Source organism: Actinomadura hibisca NBRC 15177 (genome assembly GCF_001552635.1).
GTDB lineage: Bacteria > Actinomycetota > Actinomycetes > Streptosporangiales > Streptosporangiaceae > Spirillospora > Spirillospora hibisca.
The window spans coordinates 21,633-37,151 of record NZ_BCRO01000055.1 but is presented as its reverse complement, the minus strand read 5'-3'; the positions used below and the strand labels follow the sequence as shown (position 1 = coordinate 37,151).

Genomic DNA, 15,519 nt, shown 5'->3' with positions numbered 1-15,519 from the left:
GGCGACGCCGCAGGTCAGCGGGGCTCAGGGGCCATGGCGGAGTCTTTGCCGAGGCGCTCGCCGGAGCGCAGCCGGTCCAGGCCCAGCCAGATGAACTCCACCGCCATCTGCTCGGCCTTCTCCCGGGAGGTGTCGGGGTGCTCCAGCCACCACGACACCATCGAGAGCATCGACCCGTACATCAGCGGCACCAGCAGCCGGGCCCGGTGCTCGTTGACCGCCAGCTCGGCCGGGCTGAGCGCCGGGTCCCTGCGGCGGCGGCGCAGCAGCAGGTCGGCGAACGCCACGCCGAGGCGCTCGCGCAGGTCGCGCAGCTCCAGGCCCACCTCGGGCTTGTCCAGGTGCCGCACCACCAGGTTCCAGGCGTCGGGCTCGGCGGTGGCGTAGTCGAACAGGACCCGCACCATGGCGCGGATCCCGTCCACCGAACCCTGCTCGGCCAGCACCGCCGCGTTCAGGCGGGCCGTCAGCTCGGTCACGATGCTCGCGGTGACCTCGGCGAACAGCTCCTCCTTGGAGGCGAAGTGCTGGTACAGCAGCGCCTTGGAGACCTGCGCGGCCCCGGCGACGTGCTCCATCTGCGTCGAGTGGTAGCCGCGCCGCCCGAACTCGGTCAGCGCGACCTGGAGGAGCTGCTCGCGGCGCCGGGCGTGCGGCATGCGCCGCCGCGCGCCCGGCCCCGCGTCTCCGGCGGTGTCCCCGGTGGTGTTCGTCATCAACCGGTGAACTTACCCAGTTCGGCGCGCGCGACCGAGCGGACGTGCACCTCGTCGGGGCCGTCGGCCAGCCGCAGGGTGCGCAGGCCCGCCCACATCTGGGCGAGCGGGGTGTCGTCGGACACGCCCGCGCCGCCGTGCACCTGGATGGCGCGGTCCACGACCTCCAGCGCGACGCGGGGCGCGATCACCTTGATCGCGGCGACCTCGGAGCGGGCGGCCTTCACGCCCTGCTTGTCGATCAGCCAGGCGGTCTTGAGCGTCAGCAGCCGGGCCTGCTCGATCGCCATGCGGGACTCGGCGATCTGCTGCCGCACGATGCCCTGCGCGGCCAGCGGCTTGCCGAACGCGACGCGGTCCACCGCCCGCCGGCACATCAGCTCCAGCGCGCGCTCGGCCATGCCGATGGCCCGCATGCAGTGGTGGATGCGGCCGGGGCCCAGCCGCGCCTGGGCGATGGCGAAGCCGCCGCCCTCCTCGCCGATCAGGTTCTCCACCGGCACGCGCACGTCGGTGAAGCGGATCTCGCAGTGGCCGTGCTGGTCGGAGTAGCCGAACACGGGCAGCGGCCGGACGATCTCCACGCCGGGGGCGTCCATCGGCACCAGCACCATCGACTGCTGGAGGTAGGGGTGGCCGTCGGGGTCGGTCTTGCCCATGACGATCATGACCTTGCAGCGCGGGTCGGCCGAGCCGCTGATCCACCACTTGCGGCCGTTGATCACGTAGTGGTCGCCGTCGCGCACGATGCTGGTGGCGATGTTGGTGGCGTCGGAGGAGGCGACGTCCGGCTCGGTCATCGCGAACGCCGACCGGATCTGGCCGTCCAGCAGCGGCTCCAGCCAGCGCTTCTTCTGCTCGGCGCTGCCGAACAGGTGCAGCACCTCCATGTTGCCGGTGTCGGGGGCCGCGCAGTTGGTGGCCTCGGGGGCCAGGTGCGGGGAGCGGCCGGTGATCTCGGCCAGCGACGCGTAGTCGGTGACGGTCAGGCCGTGCGCCGGGTCGGTGCTGTCGGGCAGGAACAGGTTCCACAGGCCGCGCCGCCGGGCCTCGGCCTTCAGGTCCTCCACGACCGGCGGGACGGTGTGCTCCTCGCCCCGGCCGCGCAGCTCCCGCCGCTGCTCGGCGTAGACCGGCTCGGCCGGGTAGACGTGGGAGTCCATGAATTCCTGGAGGCGCCCGTGATAGTCCTGGGCCCGTTCGCTCAAACCGAAGTCCATTCGACTACAGTAACTGACTCGTCAGTTACTTGCGATGGGGAGGGTCCATGACCGCGGGCAGGGTCGCATTGATCACCGGTGGGTCCAACGGCATCGGCGCGGCCGTGGCGCGGCGGCTGGCCGAGGACGGCTGGCGGCTGGTGCTCGCCGACGTCGACGCCGAGCGCGGCACGGCGCTGGCCGCCGAGCTGGAGGGCGCGTTCGTGCGCTGCGACGTGCGCGAGCCCGCCGACAGCGCCGCCGCCGTCGCCGCGGCCGTGGACGGCTTCGGCGGCCTCGACCTCGCCTTCCTCAACGCCGGGGTCGCCAGCGGTTGCGGCCTGGACGCCGACTTCGACCCCGAGAAGTACCGCCGCGCCATGGGCATCAACCTGGACGGCGTCGTCTACGGCGTGCGCGCCGCGCTGCCCGCCCTACGCGCCCGCGGCGGCGGCGACATCATCGCCACCGCCAGCATGGCCGGGCTCACCGCCACCCCCTTCGACCCCATCTACGGGGCCAACAAGGCGGCGGTGGTCGGCCTGGTCCGCGCCCTCGGACCCGCGCACGCGGGCGAGGGCATCCGCGTCAACGCCCTGTGCCCCTCCTTCGCCGACACCGACATCCTCGTACCGCTGAAGGCGCACCTGGAAGAGACGAACTTCCCGATTCTCCAGGTCGGTGACGTCGTGGCGGCGTTCTTGGGCATCCTGGACGGGGACGACACCGGAGAGGCGTGGTTCGTGGTGCCCGGCCGCGAGTCCGGACCCTTCAAATTCCGCGGCGTCCCCGGCCCCCGCTGACCGTCCCGCCCGACCCCGCAACGGAAAGAGAGACATGCGCGCGATCCAGATCACCGAGTTCGGCGGCCCCGAGGTGCTCACCGCGACCGAGCTGCCCGACCCGGTCGCCGGTCCCGGCCAGGTGCTCATCGACGTCTCCCGCGCCGGCGTCAACTACGCCGACACCCACCAGGCCGAGAACAGCTACCTGGCCAAGGCCGAGCTGCCCCTGGTGCCCGGCGGCGAGGCGGTCGGCCGCACCGCCGACGGCCGCCGCGTGGTCGCGCTGCTGGGCACCGGCGGCTACGCCGAGAAGGCCGTGGCCCCCGAGGCGCTGGCGTGGGAGGTGCCCGACGGCATCGACGACGTGACCGCCCTCGGCATGGTGGTGCAGGGCGCGTCGGCGTGGTTGCTGCTGCGCCGCAGCGTGCACCTGGCGGCCGGCGAGTCGGTCGTGGTGCACGCGGCCGCCGGGGGAGTGGGCACGCTGGCGGTGCAGCTCGCCAAGGCGTGGGGCGCGGGCCGGGTCATCGCCACCGCCTCCTCGCAGGACAAGCGGGACCTCGCGCTGGAACTCGGCGCCGACGTGGCGATCGACGCCAACGAGCCCGACATGAAGGCCGCCCTCATCGAGGCCAACGAGGGCCGCCGCGTGGACGTGGTGCTGGAGATGACCGGCGGCACCGTCACCGACCAGAGCCTCCAGGCGCTGGCTCCGTTCGGCCGCCTCGCCTTCTACGGCATGGCCTCGCGCAAGCCCCCGAAGCCGGTGCAGCCCGCCAACCTCATGAAGTACTCCACCACCATCGCGGGGATGTGGCTGGCGCACGTGTTCCAGCTCCCGGGCGACGTGATGCGCGCCGCGCTGGACGAGCTGTTCGGCCTGGCCGCCGACGGCCGCCTGCGCGTGGTCGCGGGCGGCGAGTACGGCCTGGACGAGGTGCGGAAGGCGCACGAGGACATGCGCGCCCGCCGCACCACCGGGAAGCTGGTCCTCGACCCGTCCCGCTGAGCGGACGGGAACGTTCCCCGGGCGGGCGCGCCGTCCGGGGAACGTTCCCGGGTCAGCCCACCAGCCCGTTCTCGTAGGCGAACACGACCGCCTGCGTGCGGTCGCGCAGCCCGAGCTTGGTCAGCACGTGCCCGACGTGGGTCTTGACGGTCTGCTCGGCCAGCACCAGCTCGCCCGCGATCTCGGCGTTGGACAGCCCGCGCGCGATCAGGCGCAGCACGTCCAGCTCGCGCGGGGTGAGCGAGGAGGTCGCGCCGGGGCTCGGCCGCTGGTGGCGGCGGCGGCGCGCGAAGTCGCCGATCAGGCGGCGGGTGATCGACGGCGCGAGCAGCGCGTCGCCCCCGGCCACCACCCGCACCCCCTGCACCAGGTCGGCGGCCGAGGCGTCCTTGAGCAGGAACCCGCTGGCGCCCGCGCCGAGCGCCTCGTAGACGTACTCGTCCAGGTCGAAGGTGGTCAGCACCAGCACCTTGGGCCGCAGGTCGGCGGGGTCGCCCCCGGCGGCGGCCGCCTCGCCGACCAGCTCGGCGGTGGCGGCGAGGCCGTCCATCTCCGGCATCCGGATGTCCATCACGATGACGTCGGGGTCCAGCGCGCGCGCCAGCTCGACCGCCTCGCGGCCGTTGCCGGCCTGCCCGATCACCTCGATCCCGGGGTCGGAGGACAACAGCGCCGCCAGCCCGTCGCGGATCATCACCTGGTCGTCGGCGATCAGCACCCGAATCGTCACGAGAGCACACTGTACGCGGGCGTCCGCCCCGGTGCGCGATCATCGCCCGGGGCCGCCGGTCAGTCGGCGTCGCCGTAGGGCAGCTCGGCGCGGACCCGCCAGCCGTCGCCGTGCGGCCCGGCCTCCAGCGTGCCGCCCAGCATCGACACCCGCTCGCGCATCCCGACCAGGCCGTGCCCGCCGCCGGGCGACTCCTCCGGCGGGGTGCGCGCCCCGCCGTCGGTGACCGTGACGGTGAGGGCGGCCGTGCCGTAGCGCAACTGCACCGCGACGTCGGAGCCGGGCGCGTAGCGGGCGGCGTTGCTCAGCGACTCCTGCACGATCCGGTAGGCCGACAGGTCCACCCCGACCGACACCTCCCGGGGCACCCCGACCACGGTGCTGGTCACGCCCGCGCCGTTGCCGCGCGCGGCCGACACCAACTCCTCCAGCCGGTCCAGGCCCGGCTGCGGGGCGCGCTCGGCGCCCTCGTCGTCCGAGCGCAGCAGCCCGACCACCCGGCGGGTCTCGATCAGCGCCTCGCGGGCGGCGTCGCGCACCACCCCGAAGGTCTGCCGGGCCGCGTCGGGCAGGTCGGGGATCTTGTAGGGGGCGGCCTCGGCCTGCATGGCGATCACCGACATGTGGTGCGCCACCACGTCGTGCAGCTCGCGGGCGATGCGGGCGCGCTCCTCCAGCACCGCCTGCCGGGCGAGGTCCTGGCGCAACTGCTCGGCCTGCTGGGCGACGATCGCGGCCAGGCTGTAGCGGCCGCCGACCGCGTCGCCGAACACCAGCGTCACCACCGCCAGCGCCCCCAGGATCATCGCGAACCAGCTCGGCATCCCGGTCAGCACCGCCAGGGCCAGCGTGCCGACGGTGACGGTCCCCACCCCGACGACGGTCGTGCGGGGCACCGAGACCCCCACGAAGAACAGGATGACCAGCAGCGCGAGGAAGGCGGTCACCGGCCACGGCCAGAAGCCCTCGCCGCCCACGACGGGGACGGTGGCGAGGAAGCCCGCGGCCGACACCCGCCACGCCGACAGCGGCCAGCGCACCGCGAACACCAGCGGGGCCGCCATCGCGGCGCCGAGCGGCCAGGCGAGGGACGCGCTGAGGTGGGCGGCGTGGATGAGGATGGCGATGGACCCGGCGGTGAAGCCGACCGTCAGCGCCACCAGCACGGCGAGCGTGCCGTACATCAGCAGCGGCTGGGCGGGCAGCAGGTAGCCGCCGGATTCGCCCGAGCGCGGCACGACGGCGGCGTGCACGCCGTCGCGCAGGCGGTCGAGCGGGGTCGGGGCGGGGGCTGGCTCGTTCATTTGCCCCGAGCCTAGGCGGCGCGGGGCCGGGCGGGCGTGCCCCCGGAGAGGGAGATCGCGATCACCCGCCCAGGTAGGGGGCGGTGCTGTGTCCTACTTAACCGGTATTTCCGATTGACTTGATAGGGAATATGCGCCAGATTGAACGCCAGTCGCCTGTGAAGGGTTCACCGTGTCCACCTCCTCCCTCGACCTGGCGCGTCCGCACGCCCGCGGGCGCCCGTTCCGTCCCGCCGCCCTGCTGCCGCGCGCCGCGCTGGCCCGCCTCGTCAGCCCGCTGGTGCTGCTGGCCGTCTGGCAGCTGGCCGCCTCCACCGGGCTGCTGCCCGAGCGGCTGCTGGCCGCCCCCACCAAGATCGCCGCCACCGGGCTGGACCTGCTGCGGGACGGCACGCTCACCTCGGCCATCGCCGTGTCGGTGCAGCGCGCCGGGCTCGGCTTCCTGTTCGGCGCGGTCGCCGGGGTCGGCCTGGCGGTCGTGGCCGGGCTCAGCCGCGTCGGCGAGCACGCCCTCGACCCGCCGCTGCAGATGCTCCGCGCGCTGCCGCTGTTCGGGCTGATCCCGCTGTTCATCCTGTGGTTCGGCATCGGCGAGACGCCGAAGGTGGCGCTGGTCGCGCTCGGCGTGGCCTTCCCGCTCTACCTCAACACCTTCGCCGGCATCCGCGGCGTGGACGGCAGGCTCGCCGAGGTCGCCGAGGTCCTCGACCTGAGCCGGACCGCGCTGGTGCGGCACGTGGTGCTGCCCGGCGCGCTGCCGCAGGCCCTGGTCGGGCTCCGGCAGAGCCTGGGCGTCGCCTGGCTGGCCCTGATCGTCGCCGAGCAGGTCAACGCCGACGCCGGCCTCGGCTTCATGATCAACAACGCGCGGGAGTTCCTGCGCACCGACGTCGTGGTGCTCGGCCTGGTGGTGTACGCCGCGCTCGGCCTGCTCACCGACGCCGTGGTCCGGCTGCTGGAGAGGAGGGCGCTGACATGGCGCACGGGCTTCCCGGTGTGACCACCACCGCCAAGACCGGCGGCGACACCGCGCCCGCGGCCCGGGTGACCGGGCTGACGCGCCGGTTCGACGGCCGCACCGTCCTGGACGGCGTCGACCTCACCATCGAACGCGGTGAGTTCGTCGCCCTGCTGGGCCGCAGCGGCTCGGGCAAGTCCACGCTCCTGCGCGCGCTCGCCGGGCTCGACCGGGGCACCAACGGCGGCCTGGAGGTGTCCGGCGCCGTCGCGGTCGCCTTCCAGGAGCCGCGGCTGATCCCCTGGAAGCGGGTCCGGGCCAACGTCGCCCTGGGCCTGCGGGCGGCCGACCCGGCCGCCGCCGCCCGGGCGCTCGCCGAGGTCGGCCTCGCCGACCACGGCGGCGCGTGGCCGCTGACCCTGTCGGGCGGCGAGGCCCAGCGCGCCTCGCTGGCCCGCGCCCTGGTGCGCGAGCCCGGCCTGCTGCTGCTGGACGAGCCGTTCAGCGCGCTGGACGCGCTCACCCGCATCACCATGCACCGCCTGGTGCTGGACCTGTGGGACCGGCACGGCCCCGGCGTCCTGCTGGTCACCCACGACGTGGACGAGGCGCTGCTGCTGGCCGACCGCGTCCTGGTGCTGGACGGCGGCCGCATCGCCCACCAGTCCCGGGTGGCGACGCCCCGCCCCCGGCACCGCGACCATCCCGATCTCACCGCCCTGCGCGCGACCCTGCTGGAGCGCCTGGGCGTCACCCCCGAAGGAACGGCATGATCACCGCAAGTCCCCGCCGGACGCGCCTGCGCGCGCTCGCCGCCGCCCTCGCCCTCACCGCCACCGCCGCCCTCGCGGCCGCGTGCGGCGGCGGCGAGACCGGGAACGCCGCGATCGGCGCGGACGGGAAGATCGACCTGTCCAAGGTCACCCTGCGCGTCGGCGACCAGAAGGGCGGCCAGCAGGCGCTGCTCGCCGCCGCCGGGGAGCTGGCGGGCACGCCGTACAAGGTGGAGTTCAAGCAGTTCACCTCCGGCCCGCCGATGCTGGAGGCGATCAACGCCGGGGCGGTGGACTTCGGCGCGGTCGGCAACGCGCCGCCGGTGTTCGCCGCGGCGGCGGGCAGCAAGCTGAAGATCGTCTCGGCCGCCGACATCGGCCTCACCGGCCAGGCGATCCTGGTCGCCAAGGACGCGCCGATCCGCACGCCCGCCGAGCTCAAGGGCAAGCGCGTCGCGGTCGCCAAGGGCAGCTCCTCCCACTACCACCTGCTGACGGTGCTGAAGAAGGCCGGGCTCGGCTTCAAGGACATCCAGCCGCAGTACCTGGCCCCGCCCGACGCGCTGGCCGCGCTGAGCACCGGCAAGCTCGACGCCTGGGCCATCTGGGACCCCTACACCGCCCAGGGCGAGGCCCAGGCGGGCGGCCGCCTGCTGGTGGACGGCACCGGCTACACCAACGGCTACCAGGTCATCGTGGCCGGGCAGAAGACGCTGGACGACCGGGCCAAGGAGGCCGCGCTGCGCGACTACCTCACCCGCCAGCGCCGCGCCCTGGTCTGGTCGGCCGCCCACGTGGACGGCTGGGCGAAGGTGTGGGCCAAGGACACCGGCCTGCCGCTGCCCATCGCCGAGACCGCCGCCAAGCGCCGCGCGGCCAAGCTGATCAAGGTGGACGACGCGCTGGTCACCGCCGAGCAGGCGCTCGCCGACGCCTTCCACGCCGAGAAGCTCATCCCGGTCAAGGTGACGATGGCCGACCACGTGGACCGCCGGTTCAACGACATCGAGGTGAAGTGATGGCCCCCCGCTTCCACTGGTTCCTGCCCACCACCGGCGACAGCCGCGCGCTGATCGGCGGCGGGCACAGCGTCCCGGCGGGCGTCGGCCGCCCGCAGGCCCGGCCCGGCACCGCCGACCAGGTGCGCCCGCCCGACATCGACTACCTGGCCCAGGTCGCCCGCTCGGCCGAGCAGCTCGGCTTCGAGGCGGTGCTGACCCCGACCGGCACCTGGTGCGAGGACGCCTGGCTGGTCACCGCCGCGCTGCTGCGCGAGACCTCGCGGCTGAAGTTCCTGGTCGCCTTCCGGCCCGGGTTCGTCTCCCCGACGCTGGCCGCCCAGATGGCCGCCACCTACCAGCGCATCTCCGGCGGGCGGCTGCTGCTGAACGTGGTGACCGGCGGCGAGGCCGCCGAGCAGCGCCGCTTCGGCGACCACCTGGAGCACGGCGAGCGCTACGCGCGCACCGGCGAGTTCCTGGAGATCGTGCGCGGCGCGTGGAGCGGCGAGCCGTTCGACTTCAAGGGCGAGCACTACCACGTGGAGGGCGCGACGGTGGCGCGGCCGCCGGACCCGGTCCCGGAGATCTACTTCGGCGGCTCCTCGGCCGCCGCCGGGCCGGTCGCCGCCCGGCACGTGGACGCCTACCTGACCTGGGGCGAGCCGCCCGCGCAGGTGGCCGAGAAGATCGCCTGGATCAGGGGGCTGGCGGAGAAGGAAGGCCGGACGCTGCGCTTCGGCATCCGGCTGCACACCGTCAGCCGCGACACCTCCGAGGCGGCCTGGGCCGAGGCGCGCCGCCTGCTGGACGGCGTCGACCCCGCGCACATCGCCCAGGCGCAGCGGGCGCTGGCCGCCAGCGACTCGGTGGGCCAGCGGCGGATGCGGGCCCTGCACGAGGACTTCCGGTCCGGCGGCGCGGCCCGCGACCTGGAGATCTACCCCAACCTGTGGGCCGGGGTGGGCCTGGTGCGCGGCGGCGCGGGCACCGCGCTGGTCGGCAGCCACGCCGAGGTCGCCGACCGGATCGAGGAGTACGCCGCCCTCGGCATCGAGGAGTTCATCCTGTCGGGCTACCCGCACCTGGAGGAGGCGTACTGGTTCGGCGAGGGCGTGCTGCCCGAGCTGCGCCGCCGGGGCGTGCTCGCGGACGCGCGCGGGGCCGCCTGACCCGGCCCCGCGCCCGGCTCCGTGCCCGGCTCCGCGCCCGGCACGTCTTGATCCTTTGGCGGGGGCGGCGGACACTGCGGGCATGACCGGTGACCTGAGGCATCCGATCTTCGCCCGGCTCTATCCCCGGATGGACGCCGCCACCGCCCGCGCCGGCGGGGCCGACCACCGCGCCGAGCTGCTGAAGGGCGCGACCGGGCGCGCCCTGGAGATCGGCGCCGGCCACGGCGCCAACTTCGCGCACTACCCGCCCGGCGTCACCGGGGCGGTGGCGCTGGAACCGGAGCCGACGCTGCGCGCCCGCGCCGAGGAGGCCGCCGCCCGCGCCCCCGTCCCGGTGGCGGTGCGGGCGGGCACGGCCGAGGACCTGGACCTGGACGACGCCTCGTTCGACGTGGCGATCGCCTCGCTGGTGTTGTGCTCGGTCCGCGACCCGGTCCGCGTCCTGGCCGAGCTGCGCCGGGTGTTGCGACCCGGCGGGGAGCTGCGCTACTACGAGCACGTGCGGGGCGACACGCCGGGCATGGTGCGCTATCAGCGCTACGCGGACCTGGTGTGGCACCACCTGGCGGCGGGCTGCCGGGTGGCGCGGCCGACGGGGCAGTGGATCGCCGGGGCCGGGTTCACGGTCGTGCGGGAGCGGCGCTTCATCTTTCCCGAATCGCGGGTGCCCAACCCGGCGGGCCCGCATCTGATCGGCGTGGCGGTCCGCGACTGACCCTGCCCAGGTCAGACGCGGTGTCATGGGTGCCGTCCGGCTCGCATAACGTCCCTTTTCCGGGGAAGATCACAGTGCATGACTACAGAGGGTGAGGACAGGGCGGCCCGCTCGGAGCCCTCCCACTCGGCCGCGACCGCCGCCCTCCTGGCGGGGTCGGCTGCGCTGGGCGGGTTCCTGTTCGGCTACGACACGTCGGTGATCAACGGCACCGTGGACGCGCTGAAGGCGCAGTTCTCGCTGAACTCGGTGGTGATCGGGTTCGTGGTGTCCTCGGCGCTGCTGGGCTGCGCGGTCGGCGCCTGGTTCGCCGGGCCGCTGGCCGACCGGTTCGGCCGGATCCGGGTGATGCAGGTCGCCGCGCTCCTGTTCGTGGTGAGCTCGCTGGGCTCGGCGCTGGCCTTCAACGCCTGGGACCTGACCTTCTGGCGGCTGGTGGGCGGCCTGGCGGTGGGCGCCGCCTCGGTGATCGCCCCGGCCTACATCGCCGAGATCGCGCCCGCCGAGCTGCGCGGCCGGCTCGGCTCGCTCCAGCAGCTGGCGATCGTGCTGGGCATCTTCGCGGCCCTGGTCGTCAACTACGTCATCGCGCGGGTCTCCGACGGCGGCGCGGGCGGCGAGTTCCCCTGGGGCGGCAGCGCCTGGCGGTGGATGTTCGCCAGCGCCGTGGTGCCCGCGGTGGTCTACGGCGTGGTGTCCACCACCATCCCCGAGTCGCCCCGCTACCTGGTCAAGAAGCGCGAGATCGCGCGGGCCCGGCAGGTGCTGGCCAAGGTGATGGGCCGCGGCGGCGACGTGGACCTGAAGATCGGCGAGATCGTCAAGTCGCTGAAGACCGAGCGCCGGGTGCGGCTGTCGGACCTGCGGGGGGACACCTTCGGGCTGAAGAAGATCGTCTGGGTCGGCATCCTGCTGTCGGTGTTCCAGCAGTTCGTCGGCATCAACGTGATCTTCTACTACTCCTCCACGTTGTGGCAGTCGGTGGGCTTCAGCGAGGGCGACGCCATGGTCACCTCGGTGATCACCTCGGTCACCAACGTCGTCACCACGCTGCTGGCGATCGCGCTGGTGGACAAGATCGGCCGCAAGAAGCTGCTGCTGGCCGGGGCCGCGGGCATGACGATCACGCTGACCGTGATGACGGTCTGCTTCGCCACCGCCGCCGTGGTGGACGGCAAGCCCCAGCTCGGCGACGTCGCCGGGCCGGTCGCGCTGGTCGCCGCCAACCTCTACGTGTTCTCCTTCGGCGCCACCTGGGGCCCGGTGGTGTGGGTCATGCTCGGCGAGATGTTCAACAACTGGATCCGCACCTCGGCGCTGGCCGTGGCCGCCGCCGCCCAGTGGATCGCCAACTGGGTCATCACCGTCAGCTTCCCCGGCCTGTCCTCGCTCGGCCTCGGCATCGCCTACGGCCTGTACGCGGTGTTCGCCGCGCTGGCCTTCGTGTTCGTGCTCAAGGAGGTCCCCGAGACCAAGGGCCGCGAGCTGGAGGACATGGACAAGCTCGACCCGTCGTCGGCCACCGCGTGACCGGGCCCGCATGATCAAGCCTGCATGATCAAGGTGGTGCGCTAGGATGGGCGGCATGGCGGCTGTGGTGGAGACGACGACGCCGGGCACTCCCCGGCGCGATCTCCGCACGCCCTAGAACTTCGACGCGCGGTGAGGCCCCGGGAGCGATCCCGGGGCCTCACCGCTTTCCGGGACCCGTTCCGGGCCGCTCCGCCCGACCAGAGGAGCACCCATGGAAACCGGTAGGGAAACCGGCGCGGCCGACCCTGCCCCCGCCGACTCGCTAGCATCTGACCAGCAGGCGTCCCAAGCCGCACGACCCGTCCCACCATCGCGAGGAGAACCCGTGTCCACCGTGTCTGAGCTGCGCGTCACCCTCGACGGAGACGAACGAGTGGTGCCCGCCGGCGCGACCGCCGGACAGGCCCTCCAGGCGGACGGCCGCACCGTGATCGCCGCCCGCGTCAACGGCGAGCTGCGCGACCTGGCTCACCCGCTGGCCGGCGGCGACCTCGTCGAGCCCGTCGAGATCGGCTCCCCCGACGGCCGCGCCATCATGCGGCACTCGGCCGCGCACGTGATGGCCCAGGCCGTCCAGGAGTTGTTCCCCGAGGCCAAGCTCGGCATCGGCCCGCCGGTCGAGAACGGCTTCTACTACGACTTCGACGTGGCCGAGCCGTTCACCCCCGACGACCTCAAGCGCGTCGAGAAGAAGATGCGCGAGATCGTCAAGCAGGGGCAGACCTTCGCCCGCCGCCCCGTCTCCGACGACGATGCCCGCGAGGAGCTGGCGGGCGAGCCCTACAAGCTGGAGCTGATCGGCCTCAAGGGCGCGGCGGGCGCCGACGACGGCGCGAACGTCGAGGTGGGCGAGGGCGGCCTCACCATCTACGACAACCTGGACGCCAAGTCCGGCGACCTGCGGTGGAAGGACCTGTGCCGCGGCCCGCACCTGCCGTCCACCCGCGTGATCCCGGCGTTCAAGCTGATGCGCTCCGGCGGCGCGTACTGGCGCGGCAGCGAGAAGAACCCGCAGCTCCAGCGCATCTACGGCACCGCCTGGGAGTCGCGCGACAAGCAGGACGAGTACCTCAAGCTGCTGGAGGAGGCCGAGAAGCGCGACCACCGCAAGCTCGGCGCGGAGCTGGACCTGTTCTCCTTCCCCAGCCAGATCGGCAGCGGCCTCGCGGTCTTCCACCCCAAGGGCGGCGTCGTCCGCCGGGTGATGGAGGACTACTCGCGGCGGCGGCACGAGGAGGAGGGGTACGAGTTCGTCAACACCCCCCACATCACCAAGGGGCAGCTCTTCGAGACCTCCGGTCACCTCGGCTGGTACAAGGACGACATGTTCCCGCCCATGGAGGTGGACGGGGCCGACTACTACCTCAAGCCGATGAACTGCCCGATGCACAACCTGATCTTCGACGCGCGCGGGCGGTCCTACCGCGAGCTGCCGCTGCGGCTGTTCGAGTTCGGCAGCGTCTACCGGTTCGAGAAGTCGGGCGTGGTGCACGGCCTCACCCGCGTCCGCGGCATGACCCAGGACGACGCGCACATCTACACCACCAAGGAGCAGATGGGCCAGGAGCTGAAGAACCTCCTGACCTTCGTGCTGAACCTGCTGCGCGACTACGGCCTCAACGAGTTCTACCTGGAGCTGTCCACCCGCGACGACTCCCCGAAGTTCATCGGTGACGACGCCGACTGGGCGGAGGCCACCGACGCGCTGCGCGAGGCCGCCGAGGAGTCCGGCCTGGACCTGGTGCCCGACCCGGGCGGCGCGGCCTTCTACGGCCCCAAGATCTCGGTGCAGGCCCGCGACGCCATCGGCCGCACCTGGCAGCTGTCCACCATCCAGGTGGACTTCAACCAGCCCAAGCGGTTCGGGCTGGAGTACCAGGCCGCCGACGGCTCGCGGCAGCAGCCGGTCATGATCCACCGGGCGCTGTTCGGCTCGATCGAGCGCTTCTTCGGCGTGCTGCTGGAGCACTACGCGGGCGCGATGCCGCCGTGGCTGGCCCCGGTGCAGGTGGTGGGCATCCCGATCGGCGACGCGCACGTGCCGCACCTGGACAAGGTCGCCGCCCGGCTGAGGGAGCGCGGTGTCCGGGTGGAGGTGGACGCCTCCTCCGACCGCATGCAGAAGAAGATCCGCAACGCGCAGAAGCAGAAGGTCCCCTACATGCTGCTGGCGGGCGACGACGACGTCGAGGGCGACGCGGTGTCGTTCCGCTACCGCAACGGCGAGCAGAAGAACGGCGTCGCGATCGACGAGGCCGTCGAGGAGATCGTCAAGGCGGTCGAGGCCCGCGTGCAGGTCTGACGGGCGGGCCGTCCCGGTGCGACCGGCCACCGGGACGGCCCGGCCGCCCGTCCGCCAAGCCGCTCCGGGCCCCGTGCGGAGTTGGTAGCCTCAACGGTCACTTGCCACGACCGGGGAGAAAAGCGGATGAAGTCCACCAGGCCGGCCCGGGGCACCCGCTCGGCCGGGGCCCGGGTCGCCGGTTACGGCGGGGCCGCGCTGCTCGTGGCCGTCGCCCTCGCGGTGCTGCTGATGCCGCTGTTCGACCAGGACGGCGGCACCGGGACGGCGGCGGGCCGCACGCCCGGCGGCACCGCCTCGCAGCCCGCCGGGCAGCAGGGCCTCCCCGGCGCGGGCCGGACGGTCACCCCCACCAACCCGCTGCCCCAGCAGAACCGGGGCGGCCAGGTCTACCCCGACGGGCGGCCGAGCCCGCAGCCGAGCGGGCAGAACCGGGGGCAGAACAACAACGACGGCGGCCCGCCGCTGCCCGGCACCGGCGGCGGCGTCGGCCTCACCTGGTGCCCGGCCGGGACGTCGGTCTACCGTCCCTCGCCCACGGGCAGGCTGGAGGTGTCGGTGAGCGTCTCGGGCAGCGGCGCGGTCCGCGCCGAGGTGCAGCTGCGCGGCGGCGCGCCCAAGAGCCAGCAGGCCACCGTCAAGGGCGGCCGCCCGCACACCTTCACCTTCCCGGGCGTCGCGCCCGCGCAGATCCGCTACGTGAAGATCACCACGATGTCGGTGGGGATCTCCACCGACACCTGCTACGCCCGCCCCGGGGCCTGACGCCACCGGGCGACGGCTTCGGCGCGTCCTCTTCCGGCCCGCTCAGGGCCACTCAGGCCGACTCAGGGCCGCTCAGGCCCGCTCAGGGCCGACGGCGTCCGTTGCGGCCCTGCGGACGGTCGGGGGAGCGGCCCGGGGAATGGCCCGGCGCGCGGTCCAGCGCGCGGGTGCCGGACGGCGGCGGCCCGTCCCGTGAGGCGTCCTGCGCCGCGTCGCGCGCCGCGGGGATGTCGGGGTGCACCGACAACCGCTGGTCCAGCCCGGTGATCTCCAGCTTGCGCGCCACGATGCCGCGCGGGCCCACCAGCGACAGCCCGCCCCCGGCCGCCCGCGCCCGTTTCCAGTACTCGATCAGCACGGCCAGCCCGCTGGAGTCCATGAACGTCACCCGGGACAGGTCGACCGCCAGCAGCGGCCCGAAATGGCAGAGGGCGAGGAGCAACTGCTCCCGCAGCACGGGAGCGGTCGCCAGATCCAGTTCCCCACCGACCAGGACCACCGCCAGCGGCCCGGCCAGGTGGGTGGACAGCCACAGTTCCGCCACGGCCCCGTTATCG

Annotated in this window: 15 protein-coding genes; 10 read left to right on the top strand and 5 right to left on the bottom strand. The window is 73.6% G+C overall.

Features of this window, described 5'->3' with window-relative positions; translation table 11 throughout:
• Positions 1-14 precede the first annotated feature (14 nt).
• Both AH6_RS25845 and AH6_RS25840 read right to left on the bottom strand, forming a co-directional pair.
• Positions 15-716: a TetR/AcrR family transcriptional regulator gene (locus AH6_RS25845; RefSeq protein WP_067484606.1), complete on the bottom strand. Its 702-nt coding sequence runs from the start codon at positions 714-716 to the stop codon at positions 15-17.
• Positions 716-1,936 carry an acyl-CoA dehydrogenase family protein gene (locus tag AH6_RS25840; protein ID WP_067484604.1) on the bottom strand — a complete coding sequence of 407 codons (1,221 nt, stop codon included), beginning with the start codon at positions 1,934-1,936 and terminating at the stop codon, positions 716-718. The genes AH6_RS25845 and AH6_RS25840 overlap by 1 nt, the downstream gene beginning before the upstream one ends.
• A gap of 47 nt (positions 1,937-1,983) precedes the next feature.
• Here AH6_RS25840 and AH6_RS25835 point away from each other — a divergent pair, with 47 nt between their 5' ends.
• On the top strand, positions 1,984-2,718 hold the full coding sequence (locus AH6_RS25835; protein ID WP_067484602.1) for an SDR family oxidoreductase: 735 nt from the start codon (positions 1,984-1,986) through the stop codon (positions 2,716-2,718).
• Positions 2,719-2,752: 34 nt separating this feature from the next.
• Complete coding sequence (locus AH6_RS25830) at positions 2,753-3,709, top strand: quinone oxidoreductase family protein (RefSeq protein WP_067484600.1); 957 nt, start codon at positions 2,753-2,755, stop codon at positions 3,707-3,709.
• 52 nt (positions 3,710-3,761) lie between these two features.
• On the opposite strand, the gene AH6_RS25825 is transcribed toward AH6_RS25830, so the two are convergent.
• The gene (locus tag AH6_RS25825) at positions 3,762-4,439 is read right to left on the bottom strand and encodes a response regulator (RefSeq protein WP_083983456.1); all 678 of its coding nucleotides are present in this window, start codon (positions 4,437-4,439) and stop codon (positions 3,762-3,764) included.
• A gap of 59 nt (positions 4,440-4,498) precedes the next feature.
• On the bottom strand, positions 4,499-5,743 hold the full coding sequence (locus AH6_RS25820) for a sensor histidine kinase (RefSeq protein WP_067484598.1): 1,245 nt from the start codon (positions 5,741-5,743) through the stop codon (positions 4,499-4,501).
• 172 nt (positions 5,744-5,915) lie between these two features.
• On the opposite strand from AH6_RS25820, the gene AH6_RS25815 reads away from it, so the two are divergent.
• From AH6_RS25815 to AH6_RS25780, 8 genes are all read left to right on the top strand, one after another.
• Positions 5,916-6,743 (top strand): ABC transporter permease, encoded by an 828-nt coding sequence (locus AH6_RS25815; protein WP_067484596.1) that lies wholly within the window; start codon positions 5,916-5,918, stop codon positions 6,741-6,743.
• Positions 6,719-7,474, top strand: coding sequence for an ABC transporter ATP-binding protein (locus tag AH6_RS25810; protein WP_067484594.1), 756 nt, complete (start codon positions 6,719-6,721; stop codon positions 7,472-7,474). The genes AH6_RS25815 and AH6_RS25810 overlap by 25 nt, the downstream gene beginning before the upstream one ends.
• Positions 7,471-8,493, top strand: a complete 1,023-nt coding sequence (locus AH6_RS25805; RefSeq protein WP_067484592.1) for an ABC transporter substrate-binding protein — start codon at positions 7,471-7,473, stop codon at positions 8,491-8,493. Before AH6_RS25810 ends, AH6_RS25805 begins: the two co-directional genes overlap by 4 nt.
• Positions 8,493-9,644: an LLM class flavin-dependent oxidoreductase gene (locus AH6_RS25800; RefSeq protein WP_067484590.1), complete on the top strand. Its 1,152-nt coding sequence runs from the start codon at positions 8,493-8,495 to the stop codon at positions 9,642-9,644. Before AH6_RS25805 ends, AH6_RS25800 begins: the two co-directional genes overlap by 1 nt.
• An 82-nt stretch (positions 9,645-9,726) precedes the next feature.
• Positions 9,727-10,362: a class I SAM-dependent methyltransferase gene (locus tag AH6_RS25795; protein ID WP_067484586.1), complete on the top strand. Its 636-nt coding sequence runs from the start codon at positions 9,727-9,729 to the stop codon at positions 10,360-10,362.
• Positions 10,363-10,440: 78 nt separating this feature from the next.
• Positions 10,441-11,892 carry a sugar porter family MFS transporter gene (locus AH6_RS25790; protein ID WP_067484583.1) on the top strand — a complete coding sequence of 484 codons (1,452 nt, stop codon included), beginning with the start codon at positions 10,441-10,443 and terminating at the stop codon, positions 11,890-11,892.
• Positions 11,893-12,220: 328 nt separating this feature from the next.
• Entirely contained in the window at positions 12,221-14,197 is a 1,977-nt protein-coding gene (thrS, locus tag AH6_RS25785) for a threonine--tRNA ligase (protein WP_067484570.1), read from the top strand.
• A 126-nt stretch (positions 14,198-14,323) separates the two neighbouring features.
• The gene (locus tag AH6_RS25780; protein WP_067484567.1) at positions 14,324-14,962 is read left to right on the top strand and encodes a hypothetical protein; all 639 of its coding nucleotides are present in this window, start codon (positions 14,324-14,326) and stop codon (positions 14,960-14,962) included.
• A gap of 82 nt (positions 14,963-15,044) precedes the next feature.
• Here AH6_RS25780 and AH6_RS25775 read toward each other — a convergent pair whose 3' ends face one another.
• Entirely contained in the window at positions 15,045-15,506 is a 462-nt protein-coding gene (locus tag AH6_RS25775; RefSeq protein WP_067484564.1) for an STAS domain-containing protein, read from the bottom strand.
• Between the last annotated feature and the right edge of the window lie 13 nt (positions 15,507-15,519).